We start from the raw sequence: 19252 nt of genomic DNA, 5'->3' as shown, positions 1-19252 counted from the left end.
TCGGACGGTGTCACGAATCGGCCGACGTCGATCGCGAATCGCTCGCCGTCGGCGGGCCGATCCGGCGTCGGTCCCGGGTACCGGCGGCCGTGGCTGCGCACAGCGAGAGATTTAAGGCGTTGCTTTCGAGTTAGGAAGTCATGGGCAGGCCGCCAGGCGGACAACAGCTAGGCATAGATATCGGTGGCACGTTCACCGACGTCAGTTTCGTCACGGACGCGACCGAGGAGTTGCTCATCGAGAAGTACCTCACGAGCGACGACCCGATCGACACCGTCGAGCGGGTGCTCGACGACCTCGAGAGCCGGGGACTGCTCGACCTGGGCGCGTGCGACCTGTTCACCCACGCGACGACGCTCGCGACGAACGCGCTGCTCGAGCGCGACGGCGCGAAGACGGGGATGGTGACGACCGAAGGATTCCGGGACGTCGTCGAGATGCGCGACGAGGGACGATACGACATCTACGACCTGATGATCGACAATCCCACGCCGATTCCCGAGCGCCAGTATCGCGCGGGCGTCCCCGAGCGCGTCGATCATCGCGGCGAACTGATCGAGGAACTCGACGTCGACGAACTCGAACGCCAGGTCGGCGACCTCGTCGACCGGGGCGTCGAATCGCTGGCCATCGCCTTCCTCCACTCCTACGCCAACGACGAGAACGAGCGCCGCGCCAGGCGGGTCGTCGAGGAGGCCTACCCCGACCTGGAGATCACCACCTCCTCCGGCATCGCCCCGCGGATGCGCGAGTACCCGCGCTTTACGACTGCGGGGGTCAACGCCTACGTCAAACCGCTGTTGAAGGATTACCTGACCTCGCTGGGGGGCTACCTCGACGAGAAGGGCTTCGACGGGACCTTCCTGATGATGACCTCCGGCGGCGGGCTGATGCCCCCGGAGGCGGCCAAGGAACGGCCGGTCCAGTTACTCGAATCCGGCCCTACCGCCGGCTCGCTCATCTCCCGCCGACTCAGCGAGACGACCGACTCGCCGAACCTGCTCGCCTTCGACATGGGCGGGACGACCTCGAAGGGCTGTCTCATCACCGATCACGAACTCGATCGCTCCTACGTCTTCGAGGCGGCCCGAGAGCACGAGTTCAAGCCGGGCAGCGGCCTGCCCCTGTACATCCCGAACGTCGACCTGATCGAGTTCAGCTCCGGCGGCGGGAGCATCGCGACCATCGACGCCCGCGGCACGCTCGAGGTCGGCCCAGAGAGCGCGGGTTCGAACCCGGGCCCGGCGAGCTACAACCTCGGCGGAACCCGGCCGACGATCACCGACGCGGACATGCACCTCGGCTACCTGCGACCGGACGTCTTCGAGACCAGCGACCTCGACGTCGACCCCGACCTGGCCGAGGAGGCGTTGCGGACGAACGTCGCCGAGGAACTCGACGTCAGCGTCCGCGAGGCGGCCGAAGGGATCTACCGCAAGACGAACGAGAACATCGCGAACGCGTTCCAGGAGCACGCGGCCGAACACGGCGTCGACATCCGAGAGTTCTCGATGCTCGCCTTCGGCGGCGCCGGCCCGATCCACGCCCAGAAGATCGCCGACTCGCTCAACATCGACCGGATCATCGTCCCGCCGAACGCCGGCGTGCTGGCCAGTCTCGGCCTCCTGGTGACGCCGCGGTCGCTACACTCCGTCGAGGCATACAAACACACCCTGCGCGACCTCTCGGTCGACGAGCTGAGTGAGCAGTGGCACCGGATGCGCGACGAGGCCGTCTCGACGCTCTCGCTCGACTCGCTCGCCGACGACGCCGCGACCACAAGCTACAAGCTCGACGCCAGGTTCCGCGGCCAGGGGTTCGACGAGGAGATCGAGGTGCCTGCCCCGACGGAGCTGGCGGACGTCGGGACGATCGAGTCGATCTTCGCGGAGCACTACACCGAGAAGTACGGCCTCTCGCTCGACCGCGACGTCGAGATCACCAACATCAAACTGGAGGTCTCCGCCGGCCGGCAGCGCTTCGACGTCGACTCGATCGCGAAGAGCCAGTCCAGCGCCGACGGCGACGGGCTGATCGAAGAGCGCGACGTCTTCTTCCCCGAGACGGGCGAGTACACGACGACGCCGTTCGTCGACCGCCTGCGACTCCAGCGCGGCGACGAGCTCGAGGGCCCGGCGGTCATCGAGGGGAAGGGCTCCACGACGGTCGTGGGCCCGGAGTCGGTCGCATCGATCGACGACCAGCGAAACATCGTCATCACCCGCTAACCATGAGCACCGAAGACACCCCCGGAGCGGCCGGCGGCGCGGACGAATCGTTCGACGAGATCACGCTCGGCATCTACTGGGACAAGCTCGCCTCCTTCTGCGACCAGATGGTCAACGACCTGGTCCGGACGGCGATCTCGCCCATCATCCGCGAGAGCTACGACCTCTCGACGCTGATCTGCGACAAACACGGCAACCAGGTCGCCCAGAGCACGTTCACGATTCCCGTGTTCACGAAGTCGATGTCGGAGGCGGCCTCGACCATCGCCGAGGAGTACGACGAGGACAGCCTCCAGCCGGGCGACGTTCTGATCAGCAACGACCCGTGGAAGCCGACGACGACCCACGAGTACGACATGGCCATGTTCCGGCCGATCTTCGTCGACGGCGACCTGATCGGCTTCACCGGGACGATGGCTCACCTCTCGGACATCGGCGGCAACCGCTTCTCCCCGTGGGCGGAATCCAACTACGAAGAGGGGCTGACCCTGCCCTTCACGAAGCTGATGCGCGGCGGCGAGCTGAACCAGGAACTGCTCGACATCGTCGGCGCCAACGTCCGGAACCCGGAGGAAGTGATCAGCGACATCAAGGCCTGCCTGTTCGCCCACCACACCGGCAGTTCGCTGGTGACGGACTTCGTCGAGGAGGCGGACGTCGACTTCCAGGCGCTGTGCGACCAGATCGTCGAGACCGCCCGTTCGAGCTTCGTCGAGGAGATCCGAGAGATGCCAAACGGCGAGTACGAAGAGGAGATGACGGTCAGCGGCGTCGACGAGGACCTCACCATCGCCGCGAAAATGACGATCGAGGACGAGCGCATCCACATCGACTACGAGGGGACGAGCCCCCAGATCGACTACGGGCTGAACGTCCCGGCGCTGTACGCGGAGGCCTTTACCCAGTATCCGATCAAGTGCGTGACGACGCCGAAGATCACGGCCAACGAGGGCGACTACATGGCGGTCGACGTCGACATGCCCGAAGGATCGATCTTCAACCCGACGAAGCCGGCGCCGATCAGCGCCCGGCAGACCCTCGGTCACTACGCCTCGCTCATCGTCCTCAAACTGCTCGCGGAGGTCGTCCCCGAGCGGGTGCCCGCCGACCCCGGCATGGTCTCGGTCATCCAGCTCTACGGCGAGTCGACGCCCTCGGAGGAGTTCTCCGTCCTGCACTTCTCGACGGGCGGGTTCGGCGCCCGGCCGACAAAGGACGGCCTCTCCGCGACGGCCGCCCCGACCAACATCAACACGGCCGGCATCGAGGCGATGGAGGAGAAGACCAACAGCCTCCGCTACCACCACAAGCGCCTGTGGACCGACTCCGGCGGTGACGGCACGTACCGCGGCGGCCTCGGCGAGGAGATCGAGTTCGAGTCGACGGCCGAGGGAACGGTCCAGGTCAACCTCATGTGCAACACGGACACGCACCCGCCGGAGGGCCTCGAGGGGGGCGACCCCGGCCACGTGCTCGAAACGGCGGTCAACGGCGAACCGGTCGCCCCGCTCGGGCAGGAACGGCTCGAGACGGGCGACCGATTCACCATCAGGGACGCCGGTGGCGGCGGCTACGGCCCGCCGGAAGAGCGCTCGCCCGAGGCCGTCAGGGCCGACGTCGAGAAGGGCTACATCACCGCCGAAACCGCGCAATCGGTCTACGGCGTCGACGTAGACGAGTAACCGACCACTCTCTGGCACCCCACTATCCCGGTTTCCGTCGGAACCCGACGGTCCGATCGGCGGTCACCCGACGCATCACCGACCCGAGCGACGGCTCTCGGGGCACGATCTCGAAGCAGAATAACCCGAACCGCGCCGACGGCTTACGTTTCCTCGAACAGCGTGCCGGGCCCGACCGGTTCCTCGGGGGAGACCGGGAGGTTCTGCATCACGTCCCAGAGCGTCGCCTGGTTCGAGGAGAGGACGGGCATACCCAGGTCGGCTTCGAGCTTCTCGATGATGTCGAGCGTGGGCAGGTTCGTACAGCTGATGAAGACGGCGTCGGCGCCCGAGTGGTCGGCCTCGCGGACGGTCCGGTAGGTGTCTTCCTGCTTCTGCGCGCCGATCTCGAGGCCGGACTTGATCCCGAGCCCGTTCATGTTGGTCACGTCGTAGCCCGACGCCTCCAGGAACTCGACTTCGAGGTCGTTCAGGTCGTCGATGTAGGGAGCCGTCACCGAGAGGCGCTCGAGGCCGAGGGCATCGAACGCGCGCTTGATCGACGCGGCGGTGGCCACCGTCGGGACGCCGCCGGCCGCCTCGCTGAGCTCGGACTCGAGCTGTTCGTCGAAGCCCAGCCCCTCGTGGAGTGATCCCGCCGTGCAGGTGTACGCGATGACGTCGACGTCGGCCGTGCCGAGGAGGGACGCGCTCTCCTCGGCCTCGCCGGCCATCTTCTCGAGGTGATCGACGGTCCCGTCTTCGAGGTACATCCGGGAGACGTGCGACGAGACGCCATCGGGCATACGCGGGCCGAGCTCCGTCTCTGCCGTGCTGTTGACCGACGGGACGATGAGGCCGGCTCTCGCTCTCCAACCGTACATGAATCCTAGACGATCCAGAAGCAGTATAAGCATATCGGTAAAATTGGCCAAATTTATCGAACAATCCAAACTACGGGGCGCGTACGGAAAGCGGGGCTACGATCTGTGGCCCGTGCGACGATACGCGGGCCCGACGGGGGCGTGGGCGGCCGATCCGCGTCCGCCCGTCGCGAGATCGAGCCGTTTCGACGGCCGGGTGCTGTCGGTCGGGGGCTCCCCTCGGTGTCACTCGGTTCGCAGTCGCCGTCGGGGACCGCGACTCGTGGATCGATACACCTAGCTTTATGTGAGCAGTTCCCCCTGTTTCCGCCATGGAGTTCGCCGATCGGGTAGCCCAGATTACCCCCAGTGAGACGGTCGCGATCATCGACAAAGTCCGGGAGATGGAGGCGGCCGGCACCGACGTGACGAATTTCACGACCGGGACGCAGGCCGAACCGCGCGACTTCGTGACCCCCGAGCACATCAGCGAGGCGAGTCAGGCCGCCCTCGACGACGGCCAGACGCACCTGGCGCCGAGCAAGGGGCTCCCGGAGCTTCGCGAGGCGCTCGCGGCCAAGTTGCGCGACGAGAACGACGTCCCGGTCGAGTCCGACCAGGTGCTGGTGACGCCCGGGACGAAGTACGCGCTGTTCGAGTCGGTCCTCTCCTTCGTCGATCCGGGCGACGAGGTCGTCGTGCTGGACCCCTCCTGGGTGTCGTACAACAAGATGGTCGACATCGCCGACGGCACCGTCGAACGCGTCTCGCTCGACGACGAGTTCCTACTTCGTAACGCCGACCTGGACGAGGCGGTGGGCGATTCGACGCGACTCGTCGTGCTGAACACGCCGCTGAACGCGACCGGCGGCGTGTTCACCCGCGAGGGCCTGGAGCGGCTGCGCGACCTGGCCGTCGAACACGACTTCTGGGTCCTCTCCGACGAGATCTACGAGAAACTGATCTACGAGGGCGAGCACCACGCGATCGCGTCGTTCGACGGGATGGCCGAGCGGACGATCACGGTCAGCGGCTTCTCGAAGGCCTACTCGATGCTGGGCTGGCGGATCGGCTACCTCGCCGCGCCGCAGGCGTTCGTGGACGAAGTCGCCAAGGTCCACTCGAATTCGGTGACGGCGGTGCCGACGTTCCTCCAGCACGGCGCCATCGAGGCGGTGACCGGTCCGCAGGATCACGTCGCGGAAAAGCGTGCGGAACTGGCGCGCCGGCGCGACATCATGGTCGAGCGACTGGCCGACGCCGGCCTCGACTTCCCGAAACCCCACTCCGGGATGTACATGTTCATCCCCGTCGACACCGAGGACGACGTCCAGTTCTGCAAGGACATTCTGGACGACAAGCAACTCGCGTTCACGCCGGGGAGCGCGTTCGGCACGCCGGGCTACGTCCGCGCGACGTGGGTCCTGCCCGACGACGAACTCAGGGCGGGGCTCGACGCCTTCGTCGACTACGTGGCCTGAGGCCGACCGATCGACCCCGGTGTCATCGCGGCTGTATACGCGCTGTCGGTACAGTGCGCTATCGACGTTCAGGCAGTGGTTGATTGCGTCCAGCGTGCGCGTAATACCACGCTACCCGACGAACGTCGCCAGCAACCGGCGCGACCGACGAGCCGAGTCGGGCGGGGGCGGACCCAGTCTCTCGACCGCGTGACCCGACTCGTCGACGAAGCCGTCGCCGGGGGCGCTCGGTCACTCCTCGGCCGCGAGCCAGGCGTTCAGGCAGGTCTCGTCGCAGAACGACCGGATCCGGACCGTTCCGTCCGGTTCGCGCTCGGTCCGGACGGGACACCACACCTCGTCCGGCAGAGTCGCTCCGCAGCGTGCGCAGTAGTCGAGATCGTCGCCCGTCGCTTCGGCTCCGCCCGTCCCCTCCGACTCGTCGGACGAGTCGCTCATCGACCGCTCCGGGCTACCTGATGCGTCGTCACTCGGCGACCTCGCTCTCGACGGTCGGGTCCGGTCCGCTCACCGTCACTCGACCGGCGCCGTCGACGACGACGTCGCAGCCGGCCAGCGTGAACGACAACTGCGCGGCGGACGCCGATTCGGGATCCAGCGAGGCGAAGAGGGCGTCGAGCGAATCGGGGTCGATGGCATCGTACAGGGGCGGCAGCTCCAGCGGATCGGTGCCCGTCGTCTCGGCGATCGCGAAGACGACGGCGGTGCTGACCGGCTGGGTCGAATCGATGCCGTCGATGGTCGGTCGGGATCGAGTCTCTGTCACGTCACTCACTTGGCCCGGGTCGGGGATGAGGGTGACTTGTAGATAGATAGCCGACGCTCGATGCGCGATCTATCTGTCTAGAGTTACCGGCGGCTGCGCTCGCTCGTACAGCAACCCGAGGAGTTCGCGCTGGGCCGCCCGGAGGTGGTGTGCGACCGTCGGCTGGGAGATGCCGAGGGCCTCGCCGATCTCCCGGCCCGTCGTCGCTCTGGGCGAGTCGAAGAAGCCGCTGAAGTACGCCGTCCGAAGGACTTCCGCCTGCCGATCGGTGATCCGATCCTCGAACGCGGCCGCGAACCCCTGTGGCGTTCTGGCGGCCCGGTCCCGGGTCCGACGGGCCGTCAGCTCCGAGTCGGGGTACTTCGTCCGGAGCATCTCGACGAACTCCCGGACGTCGGCCCGCGTGGACAGCTCGACGACGACCGTCGCTTCGCCGTCCTCGGCGACGATCGTCGCTGGGGCGGCCCCGTGGTCCAGCAGGGTCCTCACGAAGCTCTCCTCGGTCAGCACCGCCTCGAACGAGCACGCGTCGGATCCGTCGCCGATGCGCCGGAGGTCGGTGACCGCGAGCAACTCCTCGACGGCGCTCTCGACCGCCGCCGGCTCGGCGCCGCGGGTGGTGAAGTACCCGCTGATATCGCCGTCCGTGTGCGACTGGACGCCGTCGAATTCGAACGCGCAGTCGGCGGCAGCGACCAGCCGGAGGATCGGCAGCGACGGATCGCGAACGACGAACTCGAGTTCGACGATCTCGTCGCCGACGAGCGCCCGTTTGCTCTCGAGTGCGTTGATCGCGTGGCCGGCCGTCTCGCCCAGTTCCGCGACGACCGCCCGTTCCATCTCGGTGAACGCGTCGGACTCGTCCGCGTACACCGTGAGAACGCCGTAGAGTGAATCCTCGTACCGAATCGGAACGGCGATCGCGGATCGAACGCCCCGTTCGAGCGCCGCCTTGCGCCACGGATCGAACGGCGGATCCGTTCGAAGGTCCTGCGCGACGGCCGGCGACCGCGACCGAGCCGCGATGCTGGCTGGGTGGTCTCCACGCGGTCGATCGGACGCGGAGAGCGTCTCCAGGTAGCCGGACTCGACGCCGGCCCACGTTCGGGGCGTGATCGACCCCGAGGCCGACTCCCGGTGTCCGATCCAGGCGAATCGGTACGGCCTGGCCGTCGCCAGTTCGGTACACACCGCCTGCTCGATCTCGGTCCGCGAGGTCGCGTCGACGAGGGACTGGTCGATCGTCCGGATGACGTCGTTGATGCGGTTGAGGCGCTCGAGCCGTTCGTTCTGGTCCGCGAGCGTCGCCTCGCGTTCCCGGAGGAGGTGCTGGCGCTCGGCCTGGTTCAACGCCGTCTCGGCGTCCGCGGCGACGATCTTCGCGAGATCGATCGTCTCCTCGCTCGGCTCGTCGGTGCATCCGACGATGAAGACGCCGTGGCCGCCGATCGGAACGACGACGCCGCCGGTCAGGGACGTGTCGGCCTCTTCGCGGGTGTCGGGATCGTCGACGACGATGGGTTCGTCGGCCCCGAAGGCCTCCCACGCGACGCCCGACGACGGATCGAGGAACGGCACGTCGGACTGGGAGGCCGCGGCGCGCGTCGTTCGCCCGGTCGCCGCCAGCCGGCCGCGTTCCTCGTCGTAGAGCGCGATCGTCGAAATCGGCAGGTCGAGTTCGGTCTCGGCCGCCTCGACGACGATTTCGCTGACGTCCTGGGACGTCTCCGCCGCGAGCAGCGCCCGGCCGAGTTCGTCGAGGGCCGCGAGCCGATCCTCGCGCCGCTTGCGTTCGGTCAGGTCGCGCGTGATCTTCGCGAAGCCGGCGAGCTCGCCGCCGTCGTCGTGAATCGCGGTGAGGACCACCCCGGCCCAGAAGCGCGAGCCGTCTTTGCGGGCGCGCCAGCCCTCGCTGGCAGCGCGACCCTCCGCGGCGGCCCTGTCGAGCAGCGTCCCGGGGTCGATGGTCTCCTCGTCGTCGGGATAGAACGTCGAGAGGTGCTCGCCGACGATCTCGTCTTCCGCGTAGCCCTTGATGCGTTCGGCGCCCTCGTTCCAGGTCTGGATGAACCCGTCCGTATCCAGCCTGAAGATCGCGTAGTCGCGGACCTCCTCGATCATTCGCTGCACGCGCTCTTTCTCCCGGCGGAGCCGACGCTCGGAGGCGTGGCGCTCGGTCATGTCTCGCGTGACCTTCGCGAAGCCGACCAGCTCGTCGGCGTCGTCGCGGATCGGCGAGAGGGTGACGTTCGCCCAGAAACGAGAGCCGTCCTTGCGGACCCGCCAGCCCTCGTCCTCGACGAGGCCGGTCCGTCGAGCCGCTTCGAGGTTCCGCTCGGGGACTCCGTCCGCGGCCGCGTCCTCCGTGTAGAAGACCGAGATGTGCTCGCCGAGGATCTCGTCTTTCGCGTAGCCTTTGACCTGCTGGGCCCCGGCGTTCCAGCTCCGAATGTAGCCGTCGGGGTCGGTCATGAAGATGGCGTACTCCTCGACGCTGTCGACCAGCAGCCGGAACTGCTCCGCGACTTCCTGGTCTCGGTGTCCGTCCTGCGCTCGCTCCGCGGGTAGCGGGTGGCGTTCTGATCGTTCGTCGACGGCCTGCCACCACACGCAGGTGTCCGAATCGAGCCGCTTTCGCCGCAGGTCGCCGCGCTCGGCCAGCGTCGCGAGCCGCTCGGCCGCGACCCCGGTCGGACAGTCGAGCTCGGCCGCGACCTCCGGCGTGGTACGGGGCGCACCCGGATCGTCTCGCTCGACGAAACAGCGACGAGTCGCGCGCAGCGAGACGTCGCCGGGCTGACTCGACCGATCCATACCAGTTCTGGATTCGCGACGCGGAAAAGCACCATCCCTTCGGTGTTCGGTCCCGAACGGGACGGATCGATCCGGGCGGATCGGACGGCACCGGGCGCCCGGGAGCTTTGGAGAACGGGCGCAGGAAGGCCGCCTTTCCGTCTCGACGCGACGACTCGATCGCGGGGGCTGTTCGTCCGGATCCGAGGCCGGGCCGAGCGGCGCTCCGCGACGGGCGAGGAGACGGATTCGCTGGATCGTACTCGTCGCGAACCGACGGCCTCGCCCGCCGACGACTCCGAGTGCTGGTTCGGCCGCGCGAGGGCGACGTTCGGCCTCGGAACGCTCCTCGTCGCCGTCGTCCTCTTCCTGTCCCGGAGCCGCCACCTCGACGATCGGGATCGTCTGCATCGGCGCACGTCCTGCTCTGGCTTCCGGGCAGAGCGAAGTCGGGCCTATCCGGCCCCGAACTCGCTCGAGAATCGGTCGCCTCGATCACCTGCGGATCTCGATTACGTGCCGGACGGACGATTCCGGCGGGTGCGCCGTCGGCGGTGCTCCTCGACCCGTCCGTCTGCCGGATCGGGCAAGCTAGCGCTCACGGGTGACCCGGTCGGTCGACCACGGAACTGCAGGTGCGGTTTTCTGCAAACTGCGACTCACCGCCTCGGCGGAATGACCGTCCCGGCACCCGCTCGAACCACGATAGACGACAGAAGTAATGACAGCTACGTCCGCTCACGCGTCCCCTCTCGCCGATCCGGCGAGATCGCGGACTGGCGCGTCGTGGAACGCGGGGCCGGCGAGGGGGCGCGACGAAGCGCCCGCTGATCGCGATCCGGTACGGACGGGTCCGCCCGTGCCGACAATCACCGGTGTCTCGACCTGGGCGAGCGGGCGGTCGACGGCTGACTCGGCCGGTTCGAGGGGCGCCCGTGCCTGGAGCGGTGACCGACGTCGCTCGGCCGGCCGCCGACATTCGACCGGGGCCGGCGCGAGGGGGCCGAACGGCCCGTCCGGCGACTGTCGCCCGATATCTGGTCCGACGCGGCCGGCTGGACGACCGCCCGATCGGGTCGGACGGGGCCGCGATGCACACCCAGCACCGAGATCCGACGGGTCCGTGAGCGTCCTCCTCGGGTAGGCGCCTCCTCCGTCAGGTCGGCCCCGATCCGGGTCGATATCGGACCGATAAAAATGCGGATAATTATGTCTCTTATTGGTTTTTCGTCGTGCTTCGATCCGGCGACCGGTCCGGGTGGGTTCGGGCCTGCCCCGAGTCCATCGCGACACTCGGTCGTCGCTCCGTCGGCACCCGTTAGCTTGTCCGGCGGTGCTCCTCGCGGAGTTCGTCGTCGGAGTACTCGGCGCCGTGAACCGACTGCATGTGATTTCGCGCCAGTTCGATCCCCTCGGATTCGTCCTCCGACTGGACGATAACGTGGCAGTCGCCCGTCGCCGATTCGCGGTCGAGTTTGAGTACCCGTGTCAGATCAATCCCCTGCCGCCTGCTGTGACTGGACGTGCGTTGCGATCCGTTCGGCCTCGTCGTAGAATTCGTCGAGGTCGTAGTCCAGCGCCTGGATCATCGCGCTGTAGCGCGGCGTGTAGCTGGCCAGGAACGCCAGTTCCGCGAGCTCGTCCTCGCTCGCGCCGTGGAGCTTCGCGACCCCTCGGTGGAAGTGCCTGCAATACTCGCAGCCGATCGCCGCCGCGACCGCCAGCCCGACCAGTTCTCGGGTCTTGGGATCGATCGCGGACTCGCCGAAGAGAAACCGCTTCAGCGTCGGCCACTCGTTCACCAGCGCGTCCTCCGGCAGTTCCGCTAGGTACCCCGGGACGAGGCCCAGCGTCTCCTCGATGTCCGTCGTCGTCTCGTCGTACGGTGTGGTGTTCGTCGCCATGCGTGCCCCGGTGATCGGAAAGTGTGTCACCTGCTACCGACCACCGAAGTTCGTACTACCATACCCTACTTAATGCTTTCAGTCGAAACCAACGGCACCCGAATCCCGAACCCGAGGCGGGTACCGGCCGTGAGCGCCTGAGGGGTCACGTTCGAGTGCGTCCGTTGGCGGGAACGGACCGGTCGACGTACCTGTATCTAGCTCTCGACGGGTTAGCCCACGTTCCGCCACTCCGCGAGGTCGACGTCGGCGTCGACGACGGCCCGCCAGACGGTGTCGTCCAGCGGAACGTCGAGCGAGACCCGGCGCGGATCGTCCTCCTGGATCTTTGACGCCGAAAAGACGCCCCACTCGAACGTCCAGAACGGCGCGTCTGTGAGACGAACGCCGTGGTCTGACAGCGTCGCCCGGACGCGCGGCCGCGTCGACAACACGAGGCCGAGCGGTGCGCGAATCCGGCCGGTACAGCCCGAACACTCGAACCTGACGGCGCAGCTCTTTGGCTCACCGCCGCGGTCGGGCGACGAGGGGTCGGGCCAGTCTTCGAGCGTCGCTCGCGTCGGTTGCGCGCAGAACGGGCAGACGCCCTCGTCGGCGAGGCCGACGAATCGCCGGGTTCGCGCCGCGTACGCTTCGACGAAGGCCTCGGTTTCGAGACGGCGAGCGGCGCCCGGCGGAAAGTCGAACGCGCTGTGGGTGCGCTCGCAGGACGGACAGGTGACGATCCCTTCCCCACCTCGATACGCGATCTCGACCCGAACCGCCCCGCAGTGGCCACACGGGCCGTCGATCGATTCCCCTTCGCGCGTCGTCTCGCCGTCGAGGACGTCCGCGATCAGGAGGTTGTGCGCCCACCGGCCCTGCTGGGTGAGTTCGTAGCCCTCGTCCGACGCCCGGAGCAGCGACCCGCCGAGTCGTCTGAGGTGGTAGTTGAGCCGCCCGGCGTCGGTAGCCGACGAGCGTTCGAGCAGCGTCGAGTGCGACGGCGGCGCCTCGCTCCGGGCGACGATGGCGAGCAGTTCCAGGCGGAGATCGCTCGCGAGCCGCCCGAAGGCGTCGTCCCCGACGGACGTCGGCGGTCGGTCGCCGTCGTCGCGATCGCCGCCCTCCGGGGTCGAATTCCGGCGTGTCATACCGGACCTGTCGGCCCGCACCGGAAAGCGGTTTCCCTCGCCATCCGGGGGACGGTAGTTTCACTCGCCGGCCGGGGGAAGGTAATTTCTCCAAACCGCTATGGCCCGCCCGCACCGACGATCGCACACGAACCATGCCCGGTCCCGTCTTCTGTCGCGGCGATCGTCTCGACCTGCGCGCGGTCGAGCAGACCGACGTCGACCGTCGCTTCCTCGGCTACGTGCGCAACGATCCCGACTTCAGGCGCGCGCTCGGGTTCGACTCGCCGTGGCCGCGGGGGCGAACCGACGCCTTCCTCGAGTCCACCCTCGCGGACGAATCCAACTGCAATTGCTTCGTCTGTCCGCGCGACCATCACCGCGAGGCTGGCGAGGGGGCGGACGGCGAGTCAACCCCGCCGCCCGGCGCCGAGCGCGCCCTCCCTCCTGGTGGCGAGTCCGCCCTTCCGCCCGCGGTCCGCGAGGCCCAGGCGAACGCGGACCACCCGGTCGCCGGCGCGGTCAACCTCTTCGACGTCGACCGCGTTTCGGGGACGCTCAGTTACTGGCTGTTCGACGCGTACAGGGGCCGCGGCTACGCGAGCGAGGCGGTCTCGCTGCTCGTCGACGTCGCGTTCGCGGATCTCGGCCTCCACCGGATCGAGGCCGAGGTGTTCGCCGAGAACGACGACTCCCGACGCCTCCTCGAGCGACTCGGATTCGTCCACGAGGGAACGATGCGGGAGTGTCGCATCACAAACGGCGACTACGGGGACGTCGACCGCTACGCCGTCCTCGAAGATGCGTGGCGTCGCGAGCGGTGCTCGGACGCCGATCGGCGTTTCGACGCGGCTCCCGACGGCGATCGCGACGAGGTCGGCGCCGGAGGACGGAGTGGCCGCGGATGAGTGGCGACGAGCGACCGTACGACGCGGTCCTGTTCGACCTCGACGGGACGCTCATCGAGCACGAGGAGTCTCCCGCGACCGCGTTCGAGGCGGCGTGCGCGGCGCGTGAGCTGGACCCGTTCTGCCGGCCGGAGACGCTGCGACTGGCGAAACGGGTCGTCGCCGCCGAGACGACCGATCTCGACGCCGCGACGTTCGGCCGGCGCGTCTTCGAGACGGCCGGCGCGGCCGCCGGCGTCGACGTGGACGGCGCCGCCCTCGCGTCGGCGTACGAGGCGGCGTTCGATCCGGGGACCGCCTCGCGGCGCCCGGGCGTCGGCGAGGCGGTCTCGGCGTCGGACTCGCTCGCGACCGCGCTGCTCACGAACGGCCCCGAGCGCACTCACGCGCCCAAACTGGACGCGGTCGGTCTCGCCGGTCGCTTCGACGCGACGGTGTTCGGGGACGACGTCGATCGGGTGAAACCGGCCGCGGACCCGTTCGAGCGGGCCCTCGCGGAACTCGGGTGCGATCCCGAGCGGGCGCTGAAGGTGGGCGACTCGCTCGCCACGGACGTGCGCGGGGCGACGGCGCTCGGCATCGACGCGGCGTGGATCCCGGACGAGCGCGCGTCCGTCCCGCCCGGCGAACCGAAGCCGACGTACGTCCTCCCGTCGCTGGCCGACCTCTCGGCCGTCATCGGCGGTTCGCGGCCCTGATCGCGGACTCCCACGCCGATCGGACCGACTCGACCACAAGGGATTTGCTCGTCCGCCGCGCCGACACGTCTAGATGCGAGAGGGTATCGCGGTCGTGCTGGTCGCGCTGCTCGTCCTGTCGGGGGCGGGCGCCGGAGCCGTCGGCGCGGCCGGTGACGGGCCGGATTCGGCCGGAGCGGTTGACCCGGTCGGCGACGGGCCGAACACGGTCGATGACGGGCTCGTCTCGTCCGGCGGCGACACCGTTCCGACCGGCGCTGCCGTGCCAGCGACGGCGACCCGGACGCGCCCGGACGCGGCGACCATCGAGGAAGCGCTCGTCCTGACCCAGCGCCCGGACCGGCCGGGCGAGTTCGGCGCCGAGGCGACCGTGTCGGTCCCGGACGCGGTCTCACACCTCGAGGTGTCGGTTCCGCGGACGGCGACCGCCGAGTCCCTCGACGGTTTCGAGCGGGCGGGGCCGTCGACGCTGGTCTGGACGGGCGAGACGGCTACCCCGACGGCCACGTTCGCCGTCGAGGCGAACCGGACGCAGGGGACTGGCCCGTACGAACCCGGACCGACCGACGAACCGGCGACGGTCGGCGGGGACGCTGGCGGGTCGCACGGCGCGGCGGCCCGGGGAACTGACGATGGCCTCGACTTCGTCGAGACGGGCCAGTGGGGTATCGTGGCCATCCCGCAGTTCGGCTACCAGTGGGAACACCGCCGCGGAACCGCGATCTCGGTCGACCGGTCGGCGTCGGTCGACGGACCGGGGACCGCGGGCGAGACGATCGCCGTCTTCGGCCAGATCGAGGAGTACGTGGCCGACGCGGGCGCCGAGACGCACCGCCTCGTCGTCCCCGAGGCGGCCGACCTCGCCGAATCGCCCGACGCCGTCCTCTCGGCGCTGGGGCGGGCCGAGTCCGCGCTGCCGGTCGGGGCGAGCAACGACGAGTTCTTCGTGGTGGCCGCGCCGACCGAGGGCGTCGAGTGGCGATCCCGGGGGACCCAGTACGGTGACGACGACGCGTGGGTGCGCGCCGACGCCCGCCTCGACGAGCCCGGCAACGTCTGGCTGCACGAGTACGTCCACTCGCGTCAGCCGTACGCGGGTGTCGAGGGCGGAACGACCGAGTCGATGCGCTGGCTGGTCGAGGGCCAGGCCGAGTACCTCGCCGCGCTGCTGGCCCACGAATCCGGCGCCGTTTCCTACCGCGAGTTCCGCGACCACCTCGAACGCGGCGCCCGCCACCCCTACGACGAGGGCGTCCTCGCCGACCCGGGGTCGTGGGCGGACCGGACACTGCCGTACGCCCGCGGCCCGCTGGCGCTGGCCGCGATCGACCGCGAGATCCGGGCGGCCACCGACAACGACCGGACGCTGCTCGACGCCGTCCGGGCGCTCAACCGCGCGGAGCGTCCGATCGGACGCGAGGGCTTCTACGACGCCGTCGGGGACGCTGGCGGGAGCGAGGCGGTCGCCGTCGCCGAGCGCGCAGTCGAGCGCGAGTCGATCCCCGACACCTGGACGCGCCTCGAACACGAACGCGTCTTCGGCGCCGACCCGACGGCGTTCGACGTCGCGACCGGGGAGGCTCCCTTCCAGGTCACGGGCCCCTATCGAAACGCGACCGTCGCCTCCCTCGCCGCCGTCGTCCCGGAGGAGACGGTTCGCGTCCCGGTGTCAGTGCGAAACGTCGACGACGAAGCGGGCTCCTTCAGCGTCTATGCGCAGGCGGGCGCCCGCGTGGTCGACGAGGCGCGCGGCCGGCTCGACCCCGGCGCGAGCACGACCGTCGACCTCGCCTGGACGCCCGAAACGGCGGGCGAAATCGACCTCCGAGTACGTTCCGGGCGAGACGGTTCGGGGCAGCGGGCGAGCGTGTCGATCCGACCGCCGGCGGAGGCGAAGGTGTCCGATCTCTCCGTCTCCGCGCGGTCGGCGGCCGTCGGCGAGCCGGTGACCGCGACGGTGACGGTCGCGGGTCACGAGACGCGGCCGTCGCGCACGACGCTCGTCGTCTCCACGCCGGACGATGCCACCGAACGGACGGTCCACCTGGGGCCCGGCGAGACGAGGCGCGTCGAGACGACCGTCACCTTCACTCGGGAGGGACGAAACGAGGTAACCGTCGGGGACGAGCAGGTTCTGGTCGGCGTGGGGACGATTCCCGGGCTGCTCGTCCGCGCGGAGACCGCCGTCACGTCGACCGACCCGGGAACGGCGCTGGCCGTCGGCGTCGGTCTGATCGGTCTCGTCGGCCTGGTCGCGGCGCGCCGTCGCGGGCTGGTCTGACGGTGGTCGCGATGCTCGCGAGTGTTCGGTACGAATAGGAAGAGCGACTGTTCGGGCCTACCTGCCGCCCTCAGTCCTCGGCCGGTCCCCCGCTCGCCGGTGTCGCGGCCGGCGCGGGCGGCTCGTGCGTGCCGAAGTCGGGATGGGTCTCCTCCATCCACAGGTAGACGACGACGCCGGAGAGCAGCATGGCGATCCCGGTCACGTAGAACGCGGCTTCCGCGCTCGCGAATTGCATCGCGACGCCGATCAGGATGGCGCCGACGCCGTAGCCCGCGTCGCGCCACATGCGGTAGACGCCCATGCCGGCCGAGCGCCAGGTGGGGTGGGCGGCGTCGCCCGGCACCGTCATCAGGTTCGGGTAGAGCAGCGCCATCCCGAGCCCGGAGACGGCGGCCAGGCCCGTCCACGCGAGGTAGCCCTCGACGAAGACCATCCCGAGGACGCCACCGCCGGCGACGAACATCCCGACCACCACGGGCGGGCGGCGGCCGATGCGGTCGGCCAGGCCGCCGGTCGCGATCTGGGCGAAGTACATCGCGCTGTGGACGCCGACGACGACTCCGACGGCCTCGATCGCCAGGCCCCGACTCGTGAGGTACAGCGGGACGGCGATCCAGAACAGGGTGTCGACGAAGTTTTCGATGTGGCCGGCTTGGGCCGCCGCGAAGAGCGTCCGATCGCCGTAGGTGGCCCGCTTGAGGACGGCGACGAACGGCAGGTTCGCGTCGTGGTGATCCTCGTCGCCCTCGAGCTGGGCGAACTGGACGGTCTCCCTGACGAGGAATATCGAGACGAGCGTCGCCAGGACCACGACGACGGCGAGGAAGTAGAACGGCTCCGGACGCAGACTCGTCCGGCCGGCGATGACGCCCGTGAGCCAGGCGCCGGCGGCGACGCCGGTGTAGCCGAACGCCTCGTCGATCCCCACGGCGAGCCCGCGCTGGTCGGGCCCGGCGAGGTCGATCTTGGCGTTGATCGCCATGCTCCAGGTCAGCGCCTGGTTGACCCCCAGCAGCACGTTCCCGACGGTGATCCAGCTCCAGCTCGGCGCGTAGATGAGGACGACCGGAATCGGCAGGGCGGTGAGCCACCCCGCGACGAGGACCGGCTTGCGGCCGTACGTCTCGCCCCACTTGCCGGCGTAGAGGTTGAGTAGCGCCTTCACGAAGCCGAAGGAGACGACGAACGAGCCGATGACGAGAAACGACTCGACGCCGAGGACCTCCTCGCCGAGGATGGGGACGACGGTCCGTTCGGAGCCGATCGTCAGTCCCGTCGCGAACACCAGCAGAACGTGCAGCGAGAACTGGCCGAGGTGCTCGCGGATGCCCTGCGTGAGTCGGGTGGACTCGCTCATCGATCACTCCGCGGCACAGCGGTTTGGCCCCAGTTCGAGCTCGGACAGTTCGTCGTCCGGAACGTCCGCCCGGCCGACGTTCGCTCGCTTGACGCGTTCGAAGTTCGGCGGGTGGTCCGGGACATCCGCCGCGAGCGTCCGGACGAACGCCGCCCGGTCGCGATCGAGATCCGGATTTCGCGCCCGAACCTCGTCGAGCGTCGCGCTCACCGGCGGTTCCGGCGAGCCGGGATCGTGCGCCGGGAGGACGACCGCGTCGTCCGGTCGTTCGATGATGCGCTGGAGGCTCTCGTAGAGCGTTGCCGCGTTCGACTCGACGTCCGAGTCCTCGATGCCGGCCTCGACACCCAGCTCGACGCGACCGACGCTCTCGTGAAAGAGCGTATCGCCCGTCAGGAGCGCCTCGCCCGCGAGGGCGAAGGTGACGCTGCCCTCGCTGTGGCCGGGCGTGTGGATCACGTCGATGTCGACCGTCCCGACCGTGATCGTCTCACCGTCAGCGATCGGGGCAACGTCGATCGCGAGCGCGTCGTCGGGGTGCAGGTAGTACGGGACGTCGTGGCGCGCGGCGAGGTCGGCCCCGCCGGAGACGTGATCCGCGTGGGCGTGCGTGTCGAAGACGCCGACGAGATCGGCGTCGTACGCCTCGAGGATCGCGTCGTACGCCGCGAGGTAGTGCGAGGGGTCGAAGACCGCGGCCTCGCCGTCGGCCACGAGCACGTGCGAGAGACAGCCCTTCCCCGGACGGGCGACCTGGACGAGCGTGCCGTCGAGATCGGTCCTGACGACGGCGCTCCGGTGCACGCGGCTCCAGCCGTTCATCCCGTCGACGAGCGTCTTCGCGTCGTAGCCCCTGTCTCGAAGGGCGTCCGCCGCCGTCTCCGCGACGACTCCGGCGGCGCAGACGGTGACGATCTCTCGGTCTTCGGGCAGGTCCGCGAGCGATTCGGCCGCCGCGGCCGGGTCCGATTGCAGCTCGTCGTAGACGTCGACGTTGATACTTCCCGGGACGTGCCAGTCAGCGTACTCCTCCTGTGAGCGAACGTCGACGACGAGCGGGGCCTCGTCGGTCCCGATCCGGTCGCCGAGTTCAGCGGGCGTGATTTCGGTCATCCGTGGTCACCCGTAGGCACCGATCCTCGATGTAAGCACTGCCGGTCATGACCGGCACCCTTACGCGACGTCGTCCCCTTCATT

At 69.1% G+C, this 19252-nt stretch carries 14 protein-coding genes; 6 read left to right on the top strand and 8 right to left on the bottom strand.

Translation table 11 applies throughout. The annotated features are described in order from the left end of the window. Positions 1–140 precede the first annotated feature (140 nt). Positions 141–2228: a hydantoinase/oxoprolinase family protein gene (locus MXA07_RS01605; RefSeq protein WP_247730305.1), complete on the top strand. Its 2088-nt coding sequence runs from the start codon at positions 141–143 to the stop codon at positions 2226–2228. 2 nt (positions 2229–2230) lie between these two features. Further along, on the top strand, positions 2231–3910 hold the full coding sequence (locus tag MXA07_RS01600; RefSeq protein WP_247730304.1) for a hydantoinase B/oxoprolinase family protein: 1680 nt from the start codon (positions 2231–2233) through the stop codon (positions 3908–3910). 143 nt (positions 3911–4053) lie between these two features. Here MXA07_RS01600 and MXA07_RS01595 read toward each other — a convergent pair whose 3' ends face one another. Beyond that, positions 4054–4773, bottom strand: a complete 720-nt coding sequence (locus MXA07_RS01595) for a maleate cis-trans isomerase family protein (protein WP_247730303.1) — start codon at positions 4771–4773, stop codon at positions 4054–4056. Positions 4774–5084: 311 nt separating this feature from the next. On the opposite strand from MXA07_RS01595, the gene MXA07_RS01590 reads away from it, so the two are divergent. Further along, entirely contained in the window at positions 5085–6233 is a 1149-nt protein-coding gene (locus MXA07_RS01590; RefSeq protein ID WP_247730302.1) for a pyridoxal phosphate-dependent aminotransferase, read from the top strand. 231 nt (positions 6234–6464) lie between these two features. Here the strand turns inward: MXA07_RS01590 and MXA07_RS01585 are convergent, their stop codons facing one another. The 5 genes from MXA07_RS01585 to MXA07_RS01565 all read right to left on the bottom strand — a co-directional run bounded on the left by MXA07_RS01585 (position 6465) and on the right by MXA07_RS01565 (position 12829). Next, positions 6465–6671, bottom strand: a complete 207-nt coding sequence (locus MXA07_RS01585) for a DUF7576 family protein (protein ID WP_247730301.1) — start codon at positions 6669–6671, stop codon at positions 6465–6467. Positions 6672–6699: 28 nt separating this feature from the next. Continuing rightward, positions 6700–6999 (bottom strand): DdfA family disk-determining factor, encoded by a 300-nt coding sequence (gene ddfA, locus MXA07_RS01580; protein WP_247730300.1) that lies wholly within the window; start codon positions 6997–6999, stop codon positions 6700–6702. 69 nt (positions 7000–7068) lie between these two features. Continuing rightward, positions 7069–9813, bottom strand: coding sequence for a bacterio-opsin activator domain-containing protein (locus MXA07_RS01575; protein WP_247730299.1), 2745 nt, complete (start codon positions 9811–9813; stop codon positions 7069–7071). A 1472-nt stretch (positions 9814–11285) separates the two neighbouring features. After that, positions 11286–11696: a carboxymuconolactone decarboxylase family protein gene (locus tag MXA07_RS01570; protein WP_425492210.1), complete on the bottom strand. Its 411-nt coding sequence runs from the start codon at positions 11694–11696 to the stop codon at positions 11286–11288. Between the two features lie 212 nt (positions 11697–11908). Further along, a complete protein-coding gene (locus MXA07_RS01565; protein ID WP_247730297.1) occupies positions 11909–12829 on the bottom strand; it encodes a DUF7351 domain-containing protein in 921 nt (306 codons plus the stop codon). Between the two features lie 134 nt (positions 12830–12963). Between MXA07_RS01565 and MXA07_RS01560 the strand changes: the two genes are divergently transcribed. From MXA07_RS01560 to MXA07_RS01550, 3 genes are all read left to right on the top strand, one after another. Next, complete coding sequence (locus MXA07_RS01560; protein ID WP_247730296.1) at positions 12964–13716, top strand: GNAT family N-acetyltransferase; 753 nt, start codon at positions 12964–12966, stop codon at positions 13714–13716. Then, entirely contained in the window at positions 13713–14414 is a 702-nt protein-coding gene (locus MXA07_RS01555) for an HAD family hydrolase (protein ID WP_247730295.1), read from the top strand. The genes MXA07_RS01560 and MXA07_RS01555 overlap by 4 nt, the downstream gene beginning before the upstream one ends. A 73-nt stretch (positions 14415–14487) precedes the next feature. Further along, a complete protein-coding gene (locus MXA07_RS01550; RefSeq protein ID WP_247730294.1) occupies positions 14488–16695 on the top strand; it encodes a CARDB domain-containing protein in 2208 nt (735 codons plus the stop codon). A gap of 70 nt (positions 16696–16765) precedes the next feature. Here the strand turns inward: MXA07_RS01550 and MXA07_RS01545 are convergent, their stop codons facing one another. Then, positions 16766–18055 (bottom strand): MFS transporter, encoded by a 1290-nt coding sequence (locus MXA07_RS01545; protein WP_247730293.1) that lies wholly within the window; start codon positions 18053–18055, stop codon positions 16766–16768. Between the two features lie 3 nt (positions 18056–18058). Further along, on the bottom strand, positions 18059–19168 hold the full coding sequence (locus tag MXA07_RS01540; RefSeq protein ID WP_247730292.1) for an MBL fold metallo-hydrolase: 1110 nt from the start codon (positions 19166–19168) through the stop codon (positions 18059–18061). Between the last annotated feature and the right edge of the window lie 84 nt (positions 19169–19252).

Origin of the sequence: Halovivax limisalsi, from assembly GCF_023093535.1 — an archaeon.
GTDB lineage: Archaea > Halobacteriota > Halobacteria > Halobacteriales > Natrialbaceae > Halovivax > Halovivax limisalsi.
Note: the sequence above shows the minus strand (reverse complement) of the source record. Positions and strands in the feature narration are given on the sequence as shown.